The sequence below is a fragment of the Dietzia sp. Die43 genome (assembly GCF_024519835.1).
GTDB lineage: Bacteria > Actinomycetota > Actinomycetes > Mycobacteriales > Mycobacteriaceae > Dietzia > Dietzia kunjamensis.
Genome location: NZ_JALJRF010000018.1, coordinates 37,786 through 56,580, shown reverse-complemented (window position 1 = coordinate 56,580; position 18,795 = coordinate 37,786). Strand labels below are relative to the sequence as shown.

Annotated in this window: 16 protein-coding genes; all 16 read right to left on the bottom strand. The window is 72.8% G+C overall.

Annotated features, from left to right (window positions below; genetic code table 11):
• Window positions 1-170: 170 nt before the first annotated feature.
• The 16 genes from NR111_RS15000 to NR111_RS14925 all read right to left on the bottom strand — a co-directional run bounded on the left by NR111_RS15000 (window position 171) and on the right by NR111_RS14925 (window position 18,772).
• Entirely contained in the window at window positions 171-383 is a 213-nt protein-coding gene (locus NR111_RS15000; protein WP_069389112.1) for a hypothetical protein, read from the bottom strand.
• Window positions 384-563: 180 nt separating this feature from the next.
• Entirely contained in the window at window positions 564-1,586 is a 1,023-nt protein-coding gene (locus NR111_RS14995) for a DivIVA domain-containing protein (protein ID WP_256821276.1), read from the bottom strand.
• Between the two features lie 132 nt (window positions 1,587-1,718).
• The gene (locus NR111_RS14990; protein WP_082923774.1) at window positions 1,719-2,018 is read right to left on the bottom strand and encodes a YggT family protein; all 300 of its coding nucleotides are present in this window, start codon (window positions 2,016-2,018) and stop codon (window positions 1,719-1,721) included.
• A 72-nt stretch (window positions 2,019-2,090) separates the two neighbouring features.
• On the bottom strand, window positions 2,091-2,786 hold the full coding sequence (locus tag NR111_RS14985) for a cell division protein SepF (RefSeq protein WP_096905639.1): 696 nt from the start codon (window positions 2,784-2,786) through the stop codon (window positions 2,091-2,093).
• Window positions 2,787-2,863: 77 nt separating this feature from the next.
• Window positions 2,864-3,592 carry a YggS family pyridoxal phosphate-dependent enzyme gene (locus tag NR111_RS14980; protein ID WP_096905640.1) on the bottom strand — a complete coding sequence of 243 codons (729 nt, stop codon included), beginning with the start codon at window positions 3,590-3,592 and terminating at the stop codon, window positions 2,864-2,866.
• Between the two features lie 47 nt (window positions 3,593-3,639).
• Window positions 3,640-4,362 carry a peptidoglycan editing factor PgeF gene (gene pgeF / locus NR111_RS14975; RefSeq protein ID WP_256821275.1) on the bottom strand — a complete coding sequence of 241 codons (723 nt, stop codon included), beginning with the start codon at window positions 4,360-4,362 and terminating at the stop codon, window positions 3,640-3,642.
• An 11-nt stretch (window positions 4,363-4,373) separates the two neighbouring features.
• On the bottom strand, window positions 4,374-5,582 hold the full coding sequence (gene ftsZ, locus NR111_RS14970) for a cell division protein FtsZ (RefSeq protein WP_067713786.1): 1,209 nt from the start codon (window positions 5,580-5,582) through the stop codon (window positions 4,374-4,376).
• A gap of 206 nt (window positions 5,583-5,788) precedes the next feature.
• Window positions 5,789-6,691: a cell division protein FtsQ/DivIB gene (locus NR111_RS14965; RefSeq protein ID WP_254050474.1), complete on the bottom strand. Its 903-nt coding sequence runs from the start codon at window positions 6,689-6,691 to the stop codon at window positions 5,789-5,791.
• 13 nt (window positions 6,692-6,704) lie between these two features.
• Window positions 6,705-8,156 (bottom strand): UDP-N-acetylmuramate--L-alanine ligase, encoded by a 1,452-nt coding sequence (gene murC / locus NR111_RS14960; protein ID WP_256821299.1) that lies wholly within the window; start codon window positions 8,154-8,156, stop codon window positions 6,705-6,707.
• Window positions 8,157-8,266: 110 nt separating this feature from the next.
• The gene (gene murG / locus NR111_RS14955) at window positions 8,267-9,409 is read right to left on the bottom strand and encodes an undecaprenyldiphospho-muramoylpentapeptide beta-N-acetylglucosaminyltransferase (RefSeq protein ID WP_256821274.1); all 1,143 of its coding nucleotides are present in this window, start codon (window positions 9,407-9,409) and stop codon (window positions 8,267-8,269) included.
• The gene (ftsW, locus tag NR111_RS14950) at window positions 9,406-11,121 is read right to left on the bottom strand and encodes a putative lipid II flippase FtsW (RefSeq protein ID WP_256821273.1); all 1,716 of its coding nucleotides are present in this window, start codon (window positions 11,119-11,121) and stop codon (window positions 9,406-9,408) included. The genes murG and ftsW overlap by 4 nt, the downstream gene beginning before the upstream one ends.
• 4 nt (window positions 11,122-11,125) lie before the next feature.
• The gene (gene murD / locus NR111_RS14945; RefSeq protein WP_256821272.1) at window positions 11,126-12,640 is read right to left on the bottom strand and encodes a UDP-N-acetylmuramoyl-L-alanine--D-glutamate ligase; all 1,515 of its coding nucleotides are present in this window, start codon (window positions 12,638-12,640) and stop codon (window positions 11,126-11,128) included.
• A 5-nt stretch (window positions 12,641-12,645) separates the two neighbouring features.
• Window positions 12,646-13,740: a phospho-N-acetylmuramoyl-pentapeptide-transferase gene (gene mraY, locus NR111_RS14940; protein WP_069389453.1), complete on the bottom strand. Its 1,095-nt coding sequence runs from the start codon at window positions 13,738-13,740 to the stop codon at window positions 12,646-12,648.
• Complete coding sequence (gene murF / locus NR111_RS14935; protein ID WP_256821271.1) at window positions 13,737-15,242, bottom strand: UDP-N-acetylmuramoyl-tripeptide--D-alanyl-D-alanine ligase; 1,506 nt, start codon at window positions 15,240-15,242, stop codon at window positions 13,737-13,739. Before murF ends, mraY begins: the two co-directional genes overlap by 4 nt.
• Window positions 15,239-16,798 (bottom strand): UDP-N-acetylmuramoyl-L-alanyl-D-glutamate--2,6-diaminopimelate ligase, encoded by a 1,560-nt coding sequence (locus tag NR111_RS14930; protein WP_256821270.1) that lies wholly within the window; start codon window positions 16,796-16,798, stop codon window positions 15,239-15,241. The genes murF and NR111_RS14930 overlap by 4 nt, the downstream gene beginning before the upstream one ends.
• A 75-nt stretch (window positions 16,799-16,873) precedes the next feature.
• Entirely contained in the window at window positions 16,874-18,772 is a 1,899-nt protein-coding gene (locus NR111_RS14925; RefSeq protein WP_067713767.1) for a penicillin-binding protein 2, read from the bottom strand.
• Between the last annotated feature and the right edge of the window lie 23 nt (window positions 18,773-18,795).

The window sequence follows — 18,795 nt, the reverse complement described above, 5'->3', positions numbered from 1 at the left end:
CCGTTTGGCGACGACGTGCGACGCCCACTCGTGGGTCGGGCTGTGACGGGCTCCCCCGTTCGGTTCTACTGAGCGGTCCCCGCCGTGCGGGGTCCCACCGTTCTTCCGAGCACTCCCCGGTGATGGCCGGATCTCCGCGCGTCCGGCTCCCGGCCGGACAGGTTCCGATATTACCCGTCGGCGCGGGCGTCCGCCTCTTCCGAGGTCGCCCGCGGCTCACGGTCGCGCTCGGCGCGCCCCCGGACCAGGTCGACCAGCAGCAGGACCAGCCCCAGGGCCCCGACGAGGATGCACGCCCACGCCCACCCGATCTGACCTGTCGCGACGGCGGCCACGAGGAAGGCGAAACCGAGGATCGTCAGTCCTAGCGCGGCGACGAGCATCCGTGCCTCCTGGTGCTGTGCGAATCCTGGTGCTGGTCGAATCTTAAGTGCTGCGCGAATCATAGGTGCCGTGCGATGGACAAAGGGGGTCGCACCGTCGGTGGCCCCGTCCCCCCGAATATACGTCGGTCCCCGCACCCTTGGGCAGGGGCGGGGACCGCATCGGTCACGCGGGGTGGATCACTCGGCGCGGTGACCGCCGTCCTTCTTGGCCGACTGGTCGGAGGAGCCGGGGGCGCCGGCACTGCCGGTACCCTCGCCGGGCGCGGACGAGGCCGCCGGGCCGCCCGGGGTGGACGGGGCCGCAGGGGCCGCCGGGGCGGCCGATCCGGTCTTGCCGAGCTCGGAGAGCTGGTTCTCCAGGTAGCTGGTGAGGCGGCTGCGGTAGTCCTTCTCGAACGTCCGCAGCTGGTCGATCCGGCTCTCGAGCACGCCACGCTGCTGGTTGATGGTGGCCATGATCTCGGTGTGCTTGCGCTCGGCGTCGGCCTGCAGGGCGTCGGCCTTGGCCTGCGCCTCCTTGACCTGCTGCTCGGACCGGGCCTGGGCGTCCTTGACGATGCCGTCGGACTTGCTCTTGGCCTCGGTGAGGATCTTGTCGGCCTCCTTGCGGGCGTCGCCGACCATCTTCTCGGACTGGGACTTGGCGTCGCCGACCAGGCGATCAGACTGGGACTTGGCGTCGCCCACCAGCCGGTCGGACTCGCTGCGGGCCTTGGCCATGAGTCCGTCGGACTCCTTCTTGGCCTCGCCGGTGAGCCGGTCGGCCATCTCCTGGGCCATGGCCAGGACGCGGGCGGCGCGCAGGTGGGTCTCGTTGTTGGCGGCGCCGTCGTCCTCGCTCTTGCCCAGCGACGGGGTCGCGGCGGCGGGAGTCGGGGTGGTCGGCGCGGCGGCCGCGGCAGGTGCGGGCGCGGGGGTCGGCGCGGGCGCCGGGGCGGCCGGCTGCTGTGCCGTACCCGAGCCGCCGGTGGCGGCGCCGGAGGACTTGCCGGACTCGTCGGCGGCCTTGCGCGCCTTCTCGAGATCCTTGGTGAGCTCCTCCACCCGCTGGCGGAGGTCCTCGTTGTCCGAGACGAGTTCCGCGAGCTCCGTCTCGACCAGGTCGAGGAACTGGTCGACCTCGTCCTCGTTGTAGCCCCGCTTGCCGATCGGCGGCTTGGAGAACGCGACGTTGTGCACATCGGCTGGAGTCAACGGCATGGGATACCCCTCGTGGTCGTCTCGGGTGCCGGCCCGGCGTTGTCGCACCGGACCCGCGACTTCATTACTACCTTAACGGTGGCCAATCTAGTCACAATCGGCCCGCGCGTCACCAGCGGCCGCAACGGGGCCTCACGCCACGCTCATCATGAGGCCACGCAGGATCACCTGGATGACGATGATGATGACGAAGAGCACCAGCACCGACAGGTCCAGCGAGATCTGTCCCAGGCGCACGGGCTTGATGACCTTGCGCAGCGCCTTGACCGGCGGGTCGGTGACGGTGAACAGCCACTCCAGTACCACGGCGAGGACGCCACGGGGGCTCCACCCGCGGGAGAACGAGGCGATCATCTCGACCACGATCCTGGCGAGGAGCATGTACCAGAAGATCTGGGTGATGATGTAGAGGACCAGCAGGATTTCACGCACGGCTCAACCCTACTGGCCCGCGACGTCGCGCCGTCACCGGCGTCCTGTCGGCTGTGGTCAACGGGGTCGGTGTCAGCGCCGGAAGGCGCCGTTGACGGCGTCGCGGACCTCGGCCTCGGTGAGGTCCATACCGGCCGGCTGCAGGAGGAAGGTGCGCTCACGGTCGGCGACCTTCTCCATGCGGCCGTCGAGGCCGAAGACGAGTCCGGCGGCGAAGTCCACCATCCGGCGCGCATCGCCGGAGGCCATGGTGGACAGGTCCAGGACGACGGCGCGGCCGGCGCGGAAGTGCTCGCCGAGGCTCTTGCCGTCGCCGAAGCCGCGGGGGCGCTCCACAACGGTCTCGGGCACGGTCACCAGTCCGTCCTCCACGAAGTCCTCCTCGGGCGCGAGCGCGACGGCGCCGCGGGTGGCGGGAACGCCGCGCAGGGTGGCGCGGGCCCCGGCCTCGGCGGCGTGGTAGCGGCGCGGGCGGGGGGCCGGCTCGTCGATGTCACCGCGGCGCGGGGCGACCGGGCGCTCGTCGACCGGGTCGAGGTCGGCGATCCGGGTTCGGGGGGCGGGCTCCTCCAGGTACCGGTCGGCGGCGTAGCCGTAGTCGTCCCGACGGTCGCGGGCGACCGGGCCGAGGTCGTCCGTCTCGTGGATGCCGCGGGGGGCACGCACGTCGTGGTGGACGGGCCGGTCGTAGTCGTCGAGGTACTCGTCGTCGTACGCCGCGACGGGCGCCATTCCGAAGTACTCCTTGAACCGGGCGATTGCGCTCATCTTCCGGGACCTTCCTGGTAACGGGGTCGTCGCGGGCGTGTGTTCTTCGCGGGCGGGTGTCCCCGCGAGGCTGGCTCTCAAACTACTGGTCGGGGGCCGAGGATGGCCGTTCCGACACGCACGCAGGTCGAACCCGCGGCGACCGCCTCCTCGATGTCCCCGGACATCCCGGCGGAGAACTCCACCGCGTCGGGGTGATCGCGGCGCAGCGCGGCCGCGACCTCGGCGGCGTCGGCGAAGTGGGCGCTCGCCTCGCCCTCGAGCGGGGGGACGACCATGAGCCCGGCCAGGCGCAGGTGGCCGAGACCGGCCACGTGGTCGGCGAGGCCGGGCAGGTCCTCACGAGCGATTCCGCCGCGCGAGGTGTCACCGTCCAGGCTCAGCTGGATCAGGACGGGCAGCGGGGTGACGTCGTCGCGCTCCCCGGCGGCGCGGGCGCGGCCCTTCTCGAGGCCGTCGGCGACCTTGGCCGAGCCGACGGAGTGGACGCGGTCGGCCCACCCGGCCACCGCAGCGGCCTTGTTGGACTGGATGTGACCCACCATGTTCCAGCGCACCGCCGCGGCCAGCTCGGCGTCGGCGGCGGCCAGATCGGAGACCTTCGCCGCGGCCTCCTGGACGCGGTTCTCCCCGACGTCGCGCACCCCGAGGCGGGCGAGCCGGACGACGTCGGTGACGGGGTGGAATTTGGTGACGACGACGAGGTCGACCTCATCGGTCCGTCCCGCGGCCGCCCGCGCCGCGTCCAGACGTTGCCGGGTCGCGGCGAGCCTGGTGGCGAGTTCGTCCGCCCTGGGATCGGTCATGTCCGCTCTTCCTCCTCCCGGCCGGCGGGTGCGCCGGCCCCGGGTCTCTACTGCTGCCGCCAGATCACGCTGGCCTGGCGCCCGGTCCGCCCCTGTCGACGATAGGAGAACAGTGACTCCTCGGCGATCGTGCAGCGCGGGTCGGAGTCGACGCGGGTGACGCCGAGCCCGGCGAGTTGGCGCGTGATGCCCCGACGCAGGTCCACCCCGGGGGTCCCCGCGACGGTCCGGGCGCGGCTGCCGGGCAGGGCGGCCTCGACCTCGTCCACCATCGCGGGGGGCAACTCGTAGTGCTCCCCCGCCGCGGCGGGTCCGAGGAGCACGGTGATGCGCTCGGCCCGGGCGCCCAGGGAGGTCATGGCCCCGATGAGCGACGGGACGATCCCGCCGACGGCGCCGACCCGGCCCGCGTGCACGGCCCCGATCACCCCGGCCTCGGAGTCCGCGGCCAGGACCGGGACGCAGTCGGCGGTGAGTACCGCCAGCGCCAGGCCCGGCCGGTCGGTCACCAGGCCGTCGGTGGCCGGGACCGGGCCGCCCGTCGGGCGGGTGACGCGGGCGATGCGGGTGCCGTGGACCTGGTCCATCCACACGACGTCGGTCGCGGGCAGGCCGAGTCGACGGGCGAGCCGCGCCCGGTTGGCTGCCACCGCCGCCGGGGCGTCCCCGACGTGGTCACCGAGGTTGAACGAGTCGAAATCTCCGGTCGACGCGCCGCCGCGGCGGTCGGTGACCACCCGGCGTACGCGCCCCGAGCCGTCGGGTGCCATGGATCGGACCGTCAGTGCCGCATGAACGGCGGCACGTCGATGTCGTCGTCCTCGTCGCGGCGGCGGGAGGAGGACCCTCCCGCCGGAGCCGGGTTGCCGGCCGAGGCGGCGGGACCCGGGTAGGCCGACTCCTCGCGGCGGCGGCTGTCGAGGGGGGTCGAGCCGAGTTCGGAGGCACCGCCGGTGTCGCCGGAGGCGCCGGGGACCGACTCGTCGTCGTCGAGGTGGTGGCGGCCGCGACGCGACTGTCCCGCGCCCGCGGTGACCGGACGGGACCCGCCGTCGAACCCGGCGGCGATGACGGTCACACGGACCTCGTCGCCGAGCGAGTCGTCCACGACGGTGCCGAAGATGATGTTGGCGTCCGGGTGCGCCTCCTCCTGCACGAGCGTGGCGGCCTCGTTGATCTCGAACAGCCCCAGGTCGCTGCCGCCGGCGATGGACATGAGGACGCCCTTGGCGCCCTCCATCGTGGTCTCGAGCAGCGGGGAGTTGATGGCGGCCTCGGCGGCCTTGAACGCGCGTCCCTCCCCGCGGGAGGAGCCGATGCCCATGAGGGCGCTGCCCGCCCCGGACATGACGCCCTTGACGTCGGCGAAGTCGACGTTGATCACGCCGGGCGTGGTGATGAGGTCGGTGATGCCCTGGACGCCGTTGAGCAGGACCTCGTCCGCGGTCTTGAAGGCCTCCATCATCGACACACCCGCGTCGCCGAGCTGGAGCAGGCGGTCGTTGGGGATCACGATGAGCGTGTCGCAGGCCTCGCGGAGCTGGTCGATGCCGGTGTCGGCCTGGCCTCCGCGACGCTTGCCCTCGAACGAGAACGGGCGGGTGACCACACCGACCGTCAGGGCGCCGAGCTTGCGGGCGATCGCGGCCACGACGGGCGCGCCGCCGGTGCCGGTCCCGCCACCCTCGCCGGCGGTGACGAAGACCATGTCGGCCCCCTTGAGGACCTCCTCGATCTCGTCCTTGTGGTCCTCGGCGGCCTTGCGACCGACCTCGGGGTCCGCGCCGGCGCCCAGCCCGCGGGTGAGCTCGCGGCCGACGTCCAGCTTGACGTCGGCGTCCGACATGAGGAGGGCCTGTGCGTCGGTGTTCACGGCGATGAACTCGACGCCCTTGAGCCCCTCGTCGATCATCCGGTTGACCGCGTTGACGCCGCCGCCGCCGATCCCGACGACCTTGATGACTGCGAGGTAGTTGTGCGGTGAGCTCATCGAGGCCCGGCCTTCCTATGGGGGTGTCGTGCTCGGTTGCATGCTGTCTCGACGAAAGTTCCGCGAGCCTAAAGTCTCACCCTCTAGTTGAGGGTTAAACTTGCTGGTCAGAGGCCTTTTCCGCCGTCTGCACACACGGTAGGTCCAGCAGCCCCGCGCGTCCACGAGGCTCGCGGGCGTGTCGTGTCCACCGGCTCCCGACCGGGCTACCGCGAGGCCGGCAGGGCGGGGTTCGACACGTTCCAGATCTGGCCCGGTTGCTCGAGCACCATCTGCAGGGCGACGGCCTTCTCGTGATCCCGCCCCGCCGCGCCCCATTCCACGATCCGCCCGTCGGCGAGTGTGAGGACGATGGACGCGGGGGTCTCCACCTCGACCGAGGCGATCTCCTGACCCGCCGTGCCGCGCACCTCGGCGAACACGGTCGCCAGATCGCGGACGATCGACGGCAGGTCAGCGCCGGCCGCGTCCCCGACGGTGAGCAGGGGCGTGCCGGGCGGGGGCTCACCGGGGCCGAAGTCGATGCCTTGGGCGTCCACGAGGTGCTGGGTCCCGTCGACCTCCACGACCACCAGGGCGGTGCGCTCGATCAACTCGATCCGCAGCCCCGAGGGATAGTCGCGCTTGACGGTCACCTGGTCGACCCGCGGGAGTCCGGCCACCCGCCGCGCGACGGCGTGCGTGTCCACCTGGAGGAGCGGGGTCCCGGGGACCACGGCGGCGCGCTCGGTCACCACCTCGGACGGGATCGTCCGGGTGCCCTCGACGCTGACCTCGCGGACCGAGAACACCGGCAGGAAGTACAGGGCGATGTAGCCGAGGAGCAGCACCACCAGTGCCACCCCGAGTCCGGCGTAGATGCGGTTGGTGCGTCGGCGGCGCCGCCGCAGCCGCGCGCGGACGGCCGGGTCGGAGTGCCGGACCCGCTCGTCGGAGCTGCGGACGGTGGCCGCGGCGAGCCGGCGGTCCGGGTCATCCGTGGACGTGGCCTCCGGGCCGCCCTCGGACGCCCGGTCCCCCGCTCCCCCGTCGGCGGTCGGGTGGTCCGGCGTGTCGTCCGGCTCGTCGACGGGCTCGTCGATCGGACGGTCCCCGGGTACGTCGGTCACCGCGCGGCCCTCCTCACGAACCCTGGCCCGACGGACCCCGGCCGGCGACGATCCGCGGACCGAGAGTGGTGATGTCCCCCGCGCCGAGGGTGAACACCACGTCATCGGCCTCGAGCAGCCCAAACACGGCCCCGAGCGCGGAGTCCAGGTCGGGCACGTGCTGCACGGGGACCGTCACGTGCCGCGCGACGGAACCGCCGTCGATGCCGGGTTCGGGCTGCTCGCGGGCGCCGTAGACGTCGAGCACCACGACCCGGTCGGCGAGCGAGAGCGCCCGGCCGAACTCCTCGGCGAAGATGCGGGTCCGCGAGTACAGGTGCGGCTGGAAGACGGCGACCAGTCGACCGCCGTCCGTCTCGACGATCTCCCTCGCCGCGCCGAGGACCGCCGCGACCTCGGTCGGGTGGTGCGCATAGTCGTCGTAGACACGCGCGCGCCCGCCTCCGACGACGGCCTCCCCCTTGGGTTCGAATCGTCGTCCCACTCCCCCGAACCCGGACAGGCCGGCGAGGAACCCGTCGGTCTCGAACCCGGAGGCGCCGATGCCGCTGGCGGCGATCCCGTCGGCGGCGGTCACCTCGCGCGCGGCGAGCAGGGCGGCGAGGGCGTTGAGCGCCATGTGTTCGCCGGGGGTCCCGACGTGCAGTTCGCCGTGGGGGACGCCGTCGAGCATGAGGTCGGCGCGGGTGCCGGCGGAGTCGACGACGATCTCCGAGAGTTCACCCGACACCGGCAGATCGGAGACCGGCCCGTCGGAGGTCCGGTATCCCAGCACGCGGACGCCCGCCGCCGCGGCCCGCCGGGCGCGCTCGGCGGCGCCCTCGTCGTCCAGGCACACCACCAGCGCGCCGGTGGCGGGGATACGGGCGAGGAAGGTGTCGAACACCTCGTAGTAGGCCTCGGCGGTGCCGAAGTGGTCGAGGTGGTCGGGCTCGGCGTTGGTGAGGATGACCACGTCGGGGTCGTAGTGGACGAGCGAGCCGTCGGACTCGTCGGCCTCGGCGACGAACACCGGGTCGCTGCCGCCGCGGGCGTTGGTCCCGAACTGCAGGACGGTGCCGCCCACCGCGAAGGACGGGTCCGAGCCGGCGGCGAGCATGCCGGCGATGAGCATCGACGTCGTCGAGGTCTTGCCGTGCGTGCCACAGACCATGATCGAGCGGCCCGACCGTGCCAGGTGTCCCAGCACCTGCGACCGCGTGACGACGGGGATACCCGCGGCCCTCGCGGCCGCGAGCTCGGGGTTGTCGGCGGGGATCGCGGCCTTGGAGATCACGACGATCTCCGGCGGTGCACCGTGGGCCCCGAGCGTCTCGGCACTGTGCCCCACCCGCACGATCGCGCCCCGGTCGGCCAGGGCCCGCAGGTCGGCCGAGTCGCGGGCATCGCTGCCCGAGACCGCGACGCCGTGATCGAGCAGGATCCGGGCGACCCCGGACATGCCGGCGCCGCCGATCCCGATCATGTGGACGCGGGTGAGGGTGGCGGGGACGTCATCGACGGACGCCGTGGTCGGCGGGGCCGGCGGGACGGACGGGGTCGGCGGGGTCTGGTCGGTCTGCGGGGTCTGGTCGGTCAACGAGGGGCCTTTCCGGCGGCGTCGAGCGCGATCCGCGCCACGACCTCCGCCGCGTCTCGGGAGCCGCCGCTGACTGCGGCGTCGGACATCGAGTCCAGGCGGCCGCGGTCCAGCAGCAGCGGCAGGACCTCGGTCCGCAGGTAGTCGGTGGTCAGTGCGCCGTCCTCCACGAGGAGTGCGGCGCCGCCGGCGACCAGGTCGCGGGCGTTGAGGGCCTGCTCACCGTTGCCGTGCGGGAGCGGGACGAACACCGCGGGCAGTCCGACGGCGGAGACCTCGGCGACGGTGATGGCTCCGGACCGACACAGGATGAGGTCCGCGGCCGCGTAGGCCAGGTCCATCCGGTCGAGGTAGGGCACGGTCACGTACGGGGTGCCGTCGGCGGGCACCCGGGGGGCGTCCGCGACGTTCTTGGGGCCCACGGCGTGGAGGACGCCGACGCCGGCGCGGGAGAACTCCTCGGCGACGCCCGCCATCGCGGTGTTGAGCGAGCGCGCGCCCTGCGAGCCGCCGACCACGAGCAGGGTGGGGGCGTCGGGGTCGAGACCGAAGGCGGCGCGTGCCTCCGCGCGGAGTGCCGCGCGGTCGAGCGTGGCCACCGAACGCCGGACGGGATTGCCCACGACGCGGGCGTCGAGGCCCGAGCCGGTGACGGCGGCCAGCGTGGCGACGGCGAACCGGGCGCCGAGCTTGTTGGCGATGCCGGCGCGGGAGTTGGCCTCGTGGACGATGATCGGGATCCGACGTCGCCCGCCGGCGCCCGTCCGGCCCAGGGGGGCCGCCGCCGCGAGGTAGACCGGCACGCACGCGTAGCCGCCGAACCCGACGACGACGTCCGCCTCGGTGCGACGCAGGACGGCCCGCGCGCCCCGTACCGCCCGGAACAGTCGGGTGGGCAGTCGGAACAGGTCGCCGCCGATGCTGCGCGGCAGCGGGACGGGGTCCACGAGTTCGAGTGGGACGCCCCGGCGCGGGACCAGCTCGGTCTCGAGCCCGCGCGGCGTGCCCACCGCGGTGACCCGCGCGGTGGGATCGAGGGCGGTGACGGCCTCGCCGACGGCGAGCGCCGGCTCGATGTGACCGGCGGTGCCGCCGCCGACCACCAGAACCGAGGGCCCGCCGGAGCGTGGGGCGCTCATCGCTCCCGTCCCCGGTGGATCGGGCTCGGGCGACCCGCGCCGGGGCTCTGTCGGGAGCCGGCGTCAGGGGCCGGGCGACGCGGCTGGCGACGCTCGGCCTCCCGTCCGCGCACGGGCCGGGCGGTGCGGCCGGTCATCGCGGTGGCGCCGCGACGACGGTCCCGCGCGGCCTCGGCGGGGATGGGCATCGTCTCGTACGCCGGCGGCCTCGGGGTCCCCCGGGGCGGCCGCGGGACGGGGGCGGGCTGGGCCGTACGGCGGGCGCCCGCGGACCTGTCGCGTGGGGCGGGACCGCCGGTCCGCGGCGGCTGCGGCCTGGTCACCGGGTCCCCGAACCGGCGGGTGCCGGCGCTGGACCGTCCGGGCGTGGCGGAGGCCGGGACCGGCCGCTCGGGCGTGTAGGGCCGCGGGTCGGGCAGCGCGAGCCAGCTGCGCCGGCGCCGCGACGGGGAGCTGAGGATCGCGGAGATGGCCTCCGGCTCGTGGCGGGCACAGTTGGCGAGCAGCCCGAGCGAGGTCAGGGTGACGACCGCCGACGTGCCGCCGTTGGAGATCAGGGGCAGCTGCAGACCCGTCACCGGCAGCAGGCCGACCACGTAGCCGATGTTGATGAAGGCCTGGATGACGATCGTCGCGGTGACGGTGCCGGCGAGCAGGCGCCGGAACGGGTCGACCGACCGCAGCGCGACGCGCATGCCGACCCACCCGAGGGTGAGGTAGAGCGACACGACGACCGCGGCCCCGAACCAGCCCAGTTCCTCGCCGATGATCGCGAAGATGAAGTCGTTGGTGGCCTCGGGCAGGTAGAACCACTTGGCGCTGGACTGCCCCAGCCCGACGCCGAACAATCCGCCGTCGGCCAGCGAGAGCATGCCCTGGTACGACTGGTAGGCCGCGCCCTGGGGGTTGGAGAAATCTCCCCGGAAGGTGTCGAAGTAGGTCCGGATCCGCTCGAAGCGGTAGGCGAACGCCACGGCGAGTACGCCGAACACCACGACGCCGACCGCGATGACCCACACGAAGTGCCGGGTGGGGTACCCGGAGAACCACAGCACACACAGGAAGGCGATGGTCACCGCGGTGGCCATGCCCAGGTCGGGGGCGACGACGACGAGGACCGCCACGACGAGGTAGCCGACCACGGCCGGGAAGAGCAGATCGAGCCAGTACCCCGTTCGCATCCGCTTGGCGACCACCGAGCACGCCCAGAGGATGAAGGCGAACTTGGCGATCTCCGCGGGCTGGATCGAGAACAGCCCCAGGTCGATCCAGCCCTTCGACCCGTTGATCTCGGACCCGACCCCGGGGATCAGCACGGCCACGAGCAGTCCGATCGCGACCAGCAGCAGCGGGAACGCCGCGGCCCGGACCAGCTCGATGCGGACGCGCAGCGCCGTGACGAAGCCGACCCAGCCGATGAGGACGAAGAGCGCCTGGCGCAGGAAGATGTCGAACGGCGTGCCGCCGCCGGAGAAGGCGAGCACGTTGGAGCTGGACAGCACCATGCCCAATCCGATGACGGTGAGCAGGGCGGTGACCACCATGACCACGTGGTACGAGGTCAAGGGCGCGCGATTGATGGCGGCCAGGGGTGCGGCGATACGCCCGAGCAGGTCCGGTCGCGTCTCGGTGTCCGCGCGCTCGTGCTGTGACTTCTCACGCGCCGGCTTCTCACGCGCCGGCTTCTGGCGCGCTGCCTTGTCGGTTGCCATTGCCCTACCTCCCGGCCACGCGGCCCACGGCGAGGACGAAGCTGCGCCCGCGGTGACCGTAGTCGGTGAACATGTCCATCGACGCGGCCGCGGGGGCGAGCAACACGGTGTCGCCTCCGGTGGCCATCCGTGCGGCCTCGGCGACCGCCCGGTCCATCGTCTGCTGCGGCTCGTCGGGACCCGCGGCATCGTCATCGTCTCCCGAGGCCAGCTCCACGACGGGCACCGCCGGCGCGTGTCGGGCCAATGCCTCGGCGATCCGCCCACGGTCGCGGCCGATGAGGACCACGCCGCGCAGCACGCCCGAGACCTCGGCGACCAGCGGCTCCACGTCGGCGCCCTTGAGCAGGCCCCCGGCGATCCACACCATCGTCCCGCCCGCGAGCAGCGAGGTCCGGGCGGCGTGGGGGTTGGTGGCCTTCGAGTCGTCCACGTAGGCGACCCCGTCGATCGTGTCGACCGGCTCCGCGCGATGGGCGCCCACGGTGAAGCCCCGCAGGGCCGCGGCCACGTGCTCGGGTCGCGCGCCCACGGAGAGGGCGACGGCCGAGGCGGCGAGCGCGTCGAGCACGCCCGCGGGCCCGGCCGGGCGGACGTCCCCGGCGGGCAGCAGCGCCACCTCGTCGTCGTCCTCGTCACCACCGCCGATCCGCGCGGTGAGAACGCCGTCGACCACGCCGCACTCCCCCGGACCGGGCGCACCGAGGCGCACCCCGATCGCGGTCGGGGCGGGCGCGGCGGCGAGCAGGCGCGCGGCGATCTCGTCATCGGCGCCGGCCACGGCCACCCGGCCTGTGAGGACACGGGCCTTGGCGTCGGCGTAGGCCTGCATGGAGCCGTGCCAGTCGAGGTGGTCCTCGGCGACGTTGAGCACCACCCCGACGTCCGGGCGGCAGCTCGGCGCCCAGTGCAGCTGGAAGCTGGACAGCTCGGCCGCCAGCACGTCGACCCGGGGCTCGGCCAGCAGGACGTCCGTCACCGGCAGCCCGATGTTCCCGCAGGCGCGCGCGGCCATCCCGGACTCCAGGCAGATGGCCTCGAGCATCGAGGTGGTGGTGGTCTTGCCGTTGGTGCCGGTCACCGCGAGCCAGGTGCGTCGCGGCCCGAACAGTTCAGCGGCGTCGGCGCGCCAGGCCAGTTCGACATCACCCCACACCGGCACCCCGGCGTCGGCGGCGGCCAGCAGCAGCGGCGAGTCCGGCCGCCAACCGGGGCTCGTGATGACGAGGTCGACACGGCCCGGACCATCGGATCCGTCGAGGAGCTCGGCCGCGCGGTCGAGGTCGACGCCCGCACATCCGATGTCGTCCGGCAGCGCCTCGCGGAGTCGTGAGATGGCCTCGGGACGGGAGTCGGCGACGATCGGCTCGGCGCCCAGCGCGTGGAGGATGCGGACCGCGCCCGGGCCGGACACGCCCGCGCCCAGGACCAGCACGCGGGAGCCGGTCAGCTCGCGCACGTCGGGACCGGCGCCGGCCGCCGTGCCGGCGGTACCTGCGGTGTGGGTCGTGTCGGTCATGTCGGTCATCCCGTCGAGCTCGCGAGCCAGTCGCCGTAGAACAGGGCGATCGCCAGACCACAGGAGATCGCGACGAGCAGCCAGAACCGGATGGTCACCGTGGTCTCGGCCCAGCCGCCGTTCTCGAAGTGGTGGTGGATGGGGGTCATGCGGAACGGCCGACGGCCCGTGGTGCGGAACGCGGCCACCTGGATGAGCACAGAGACGAACTCGATGACGAACACCGCGCCCACGACCACCATGAGCAGCTCGGTGCGAGAGACCACGGACACGCCCGCGACGATGCCGCCGAGGAACATCGACCCGGTGTCCCCCATGAAGATCTTGGCGGGGGCCGCGTTCCACCACAGGAAGCCCAGGCAGGCGCCGAGCGCCGCCGAGCAGACCACCGCGATGTCGAGGGGGTCACGGACCTGGTAGCAGCCCGACAGGTCGACGCCCTCCGCGGTGGAGAAGCAGGAGTAGCGGAACTGCCAGAAGGTGAACACCACGTAGGTGCCCATCACCATCGCCATGGAGCCGGCGGCGAGGCCGTCCAGGCCGTCGGTGAAGTTGACCGCGTTGGACCAGCCGTAGACGAGGACGACGATGAAGACGAGGAAGACGACGACGGGGAAGCTCACCGCGACGAAGTCCCGCACGTAGCTCAACGACGTGCTGGCGGGGGTGAGCCCGTCGTTGTTGCGGAACTGCAGCACGAGGATGCCGAACGCGAGGGCCGCGAGCACCTGGCCGGCGGTCTTGGACAGGATGCCCAGGCCCTTGTTGTGGCGCTTGAAGACCTTGAGGCCGTCGTCGACCATCCCCACCACCGCCAGCGCGGTGGCCAGACCGAGCACGAGCACGCCCGAGGCGGTGAACCCGCCCCCGCCGACCGTGACCTGGCCGATCACCCCGGCGACGATGTATCCGAGCCACACCGCGGCGAGGATCGCGACACCACCCATGTTGGGCGTGCCGCGCTTGCTCATGTGGGACTGCGGTCCCTCGAGACGGATCTCCTGGCCGTAGCCCTTGCGCCGGAAGTAGATGATGAGCAGGGGTGTGAGGAAGATGCTCACGACGAAGGCGACGATGCCTGCGATCATGATCTGGGTCATGACTGGTTCTCCTCACCACGCGACGCGAGCAGGTGCTCGGCGACGCTCCACAAACCGACGGCAGCAGAGGCCTTAACCAGGACGATGTCGCCCGGCTCCACGCGCTCGTCCAGGATCGCCACGGCCTCCTCGGCGGTGGCGACGTGCTCCGCCTCGGAACCCCACGAGCCCTCCTGGATCGCGCCCTGGAACAGCGCACGCTGGGGGCGGCCCAGGCCCACGACCACGAGCTGGGACACGTCCAGGCGGACGAGGAAACGCCCGAGCAGGTCGTGCTCGGTGACCGCGTCCTCGCCGAGTTCGGCCATCTCCCCCAGCACCGCCCAGGTCCGCCGGTGGCCGCCGCCGGAGCGGGCCATGACGGCCAGGGACTTCAGCGCGGCCCGCATCGAATCGGGGTTGGCGTTGTACGAGTCGTTGATGACGGTGACGCCGTCGGCGGTCATCCGTACGTCCATCCGGCGTACGGAGGCGGCCTCCGCGGTCCCCAGGGCCGCGGCCACCTGCTCGACCGACATCCCGCACGCGAGACCCACTGCGGCCGCCGACAGGGCGTTGCCCACCTGGTGCTCCCCGTGCACACGGAGCGCCACATCGGCCTCACCCCGCGGGGTGACCAGACGGAAGGAGGCGCGTACCTCGTCGTCGAGCCGTACCCGCTCCGCACGGACGTCCGCGGCTCCCTCCACCCCCACGGAGACCACCTCGGCGGCGGTGCGTGCGGCCATGGTCCGGACCCGCTCGTCGTCGGCGTTGAGGACGGCCACCCCGCCGTGGGCGGCGTCCGGGAGGGCCTCGACGAGTTCGCCCTTGGTGGCGGCGATGAGCTCTCGCGAGCCGAACTCGCCGAGGTGTGCGGTGCCGACGTTGAGCACGACGCCGATCCGGGGCGGTGCCAGGGCCGCCAGCTCGCGGATGTTCCCGGGCGCACGGGCACTGAGTTCCAGGACGAGGAAGTCGGTGCCGGAGTCGGCGCGCAGCGCGGTCCAGGGGTGCCCGATCTCGTTGTTGAACGATCCGGGTGGCGCGACGACCGTGCCGGCCGCGGACAGCACGGCGCCGATGAGGTCCTTGGTGCTGGTCTTGCCGGACGAACCGGTCACCCCCACCACGACCAGACCGTGGTCGGCGACCAGCCGGTCGACACTCGCGCGGGCGAGGGCGCCGAGCGCGGCGAGCACCGACGCGCCGGAGCCGTCCGTGTCCGCGGCGAGCGCCATGGCGTTGGTCTGCCTCCGGTCGACCGCGGGCACGACGATCTGCGCGCCGTCCGCCCCGTCCACCTCGTGGGCGACGAGTGCCGCGGCGGCCCCGGCGTCGAGGGCGCGGGCGACGTAGTCGTGACCGTCGACGCGCTCCCCGGGCAGGGCCAGGAACAGCCCGCCCTCCCCGACCCGGCGGGAGTCGAACTCCACGGAACCGGTGACGGCCGACGCGGGGTCTCCACCGACCAACCGACCGCCGACTATCCCGGCGATCTCGCCGAGGGTGAGGTCGATCATGGTGCGTTGTCCTCCGTCTCGCCCGTGGGGGCGGCGTATCCGAGTCGTCTGATGAGTTCTTCGGCGGCTCTGGTGCGGTCGTCGAACGGGAACACGGTCCCGTTCCTCTCCTGACCGGTCTCATGGCCCTTGCCGGCGATCACGACGACGTCCCCGGTGCGGGCCCAGTCGATCGCCGTGGCGATCGCCGCTCCCCGGTCACCGACCTCCTCGATCAGGGTGTCGTCACCGGCGGCGGACTCGGCGCCCGCGAGGACCGCCGCGCGGATCTCGGCCGGGTCCTCGCTGCGCGGGTTGTCGTCGGTGACCACGACCAGGTCGGCGACCTCGGCGGCGGCGGCGCCCATGAGCGGGCGTTTACCCGGATCGCGGTCGCCACCGGCACCGAGGACCACGGCGATGCGGCCCTCGGTCTGCGCGCGGACGGACCGGAGCACCGCCGCCACCGCGCCGGGCTTGTGGGCGTAGTCGACGAGCACCCGGAAGTCCTGGCCCCGCTCGACGGGCTCGAGCCGTCCGGGGACCCGGACGCGGGCCAGACCGGCCGCCGCGCCCGCCACGTCCGAACCGAGGGCATCGACGACCGCCAGGGCCACCAGTGCGTTGGCGACGTTGAACCGGCCGAGCAGCGGAAGTTCGACGTCGGCGGTCAGCCCGCGGGGGCCGTGCACGGTGAAGGTCTGGGTGCCGCGCTCGGTGGTCGCGGACTCCCCCGCCGTCCAGTCCGCGTCGGCCCCGGGTTCGGCGGAGACCGTGACCGCGTCCGGCCGCATCCCGAGCAGTCTCCGGCCCCAGTCATCGTCCACCACGACGACGGCCCGCTCGGCGGGGCGGACCGCGGACCCCGGGTCGGCCTCGGCGTCGAACAGCCGGCACTTGGCGCGAAAGTAGTCCTCCATGCTCGGATGGAAATCCAGGTGGTCCTGGGTCAGGTTGAGGAAGGCACCCACGGCGAACCTGGTGCCGTCCACGCGCCCGAGCCGCAGGGCGTGGCTGGAGACCTCGGCCGCGACCGCGCGGGCCCCCTCATCCCTCATCCGGGCCAGGAGGGCCTGGAACTCGGGGGCCTCGGGGGTCGTGAGGCGACTCGGCAGCGCCCGACCGTCGACCCGGCTCCCGGTGGTGCCGATGAGGCCCGCCACATGGCCGCCGCCCTCGAGCGCGGCCTCGACGAGGTAGGAGGTGGTCGTCTTGCCGGACGTCCCGGTGATCCCCACGACGTCGAGGGCGGCGGAGGGGTCTCCCGCGACCGCCGCGGACACCGCGCCGAGGACGGATCGGGGGTCCGGATGCACGAGGACGGGGACCCGGTCGGCCACGGCGGCCATCATCTCGAGCCCCTCGGGGTCGGTGAGCACGGCGTCGGCGCCCGCCTCGATCGCGGTGGCGCCGAACGAGGCGCCGTGGACCCGCGTGCCGGGCAGTGCCGCGAAGAGGATCCCGGGGCCGCAGTCCTGTGCGCGGATCGTTGCACCCACGAGGTCGTCACCACCCCGGGTCCTGTCGCCGAGAAGGGTGGCCCGCACCGCGTCTGCCAGCTCTCGCGCTGTCGTCATCGCCTGTCCTCGCCCCGCCTTCCTTGCTCGCTACCCTCCCGTGAACCCGCTACACGCTACCCTGCCGGGCGCTGATCACCGCGCCTGCAGGACCAGTTCCGGCGCGGGGGCGGACGGCGGGATGTTGTCGCGATTGACCAGCCACGATGCGATGTCGTGGAAGAGCGGGGCCGCGGAGGCCCCGAGCACGCCGCGCGAGGGGGCGTCGAGCATGATCGCGATCACATACCGTGGGTCGTCGGCGGGCAGGATGCCGGAGAAGGTGATCCAGTAGCGCGAGTTGGAGTAGCAGGAGCACCCGGGGTCGATCTGCTGCGCGGTGCCGGTCTTGCCACTGATCTGGTAGCCGGCGACCGCGGCCTGCGGGCCGGTGCCCCCGGACTGCACGACCGAGCGGAACATGTCCCGCACCGTGCGGGCGGTCTCGGTGCTGATGACCCGCTCACCTTCGGGACGCTCGGTCTCGGTGCGCTCGCCGTCGGGGCCGACGCGCTCGGCGACGATCCGCGGCGGCACGCGGACACCGTCGTTGGCGATGGTCTGGTAAATGCCCGCCATCTGCAGGGTGGTCATGGACAGGCCCTGCCCGATGGGCAGGTTGGCGAAGGTGCCGCCCTGCCAGTTCTGCAGGTCGGGCACCAGACCCTCGGACTCCCCGGCGAGTTCGATCCCCGAGCGCTGGCCGAGGCCGAACTTGTCGAGGTACTCGGAGAACGGCTCCTTGCCCACCCGCTGGGCGAGCATGAGTGTGCCGACGTTGGAGGACTTCCCGAAGATGCCGGTGGTGGTGTACGGGGTGGGGCCGTGCTGCCACGCGTCCGAGACGGTGACACCTTCCATCCGGATGCTGCCGTCCACGGAGTGGACCTCGTTCGGATCGGTCAGCCCCGCCTCGATCGCGGCGGCGGCGGTGATGATCTTCTGCACGGAGCCCGGTTCGAACGGCGAGGTGATCGCCGGGTTGCCCAGGTCCGCCCCCCGCTCGAGCTCGGCACCGACCCCGACGGCCGGGTTGAACGTGTTGTCGTTGGCCATCGCGCGGACCTCACCGGTGCGCGCGTCGAGCACGACGGCGGACGCGGTCTCGGCTCCGGAGGTGTCCTTGGCGGTCTGGATGGCCTTCTGCACGTGCCACTGCAGGTCCGCGTCCAGGGTGAGGCGGATGGTGTCGCCGTCGCGCGGCTCGGTCACGTTGCGCAGGGTGCCCGGGATGACGGTGTTGTCCTGGGCCCGGTCGAACGTCTGCCGTCCGTCCTCCCCGTCCAGTTCGTCGTTGAAGTGCGCCTCGATGCCCTGGAGTCCGATCAACTTGCCCTCGTCGCTCTTCGTCGTCGCACCGACGACGTTCGCGGCGAGCGCGCCCCCCGGGTACTCACGGATGTCGACGCGCTCGGCCCCGATCATGGGGTACTCGCGGGTGATGGCGTTGGCCAGCGTGACGTCGACGTTGCGGACGAGGTAGGTGAAGCCGCCCTCCGAGGTGAGTTTGGCCTCGATCTCGTCGCGGTCGACGGCGTCACCGAGCACGGTCTCGAACTCGTCGGCGATCTCCTCGACCAGTTCGTCCCAGGTGGGCTTGGTGCTGTCGAGTTCCCGTCGCGCCTCGGCGTTGCGCTGTTCGACCAGCGGCTGGATCGACAGGTCGCGGGCCTCGCGGGTGAACGCGATGGGGTCGCCGTTGAGGTCGACGATCGCTCCCCGCGTGGCGGGCAGGACCTCGTGGACCTGGCGTTGGCTCTCGGCGCGGGCCGCGAGCTCCGTTCCCCCGAGGGTCTGCACCCAGAAGAGCTTGACCAGCGCGATGACCATGATCATCGCGAAGGCGGAGCGCATGAAGGTGAAGCGTCGCTCGGTCGCCGAGGCGGTGAGGACCCTGCCGAACCGGTTCGGTGGCCGTCCGGCTCCCGGCGCGGTGCCGCGCGGGGCGCCCGAGGGGACCCGGGCGCCCGTTCCCGGGCTGCGTCGTTCGGTCATCTCCAGCGGGCCTTTCGGGGTTC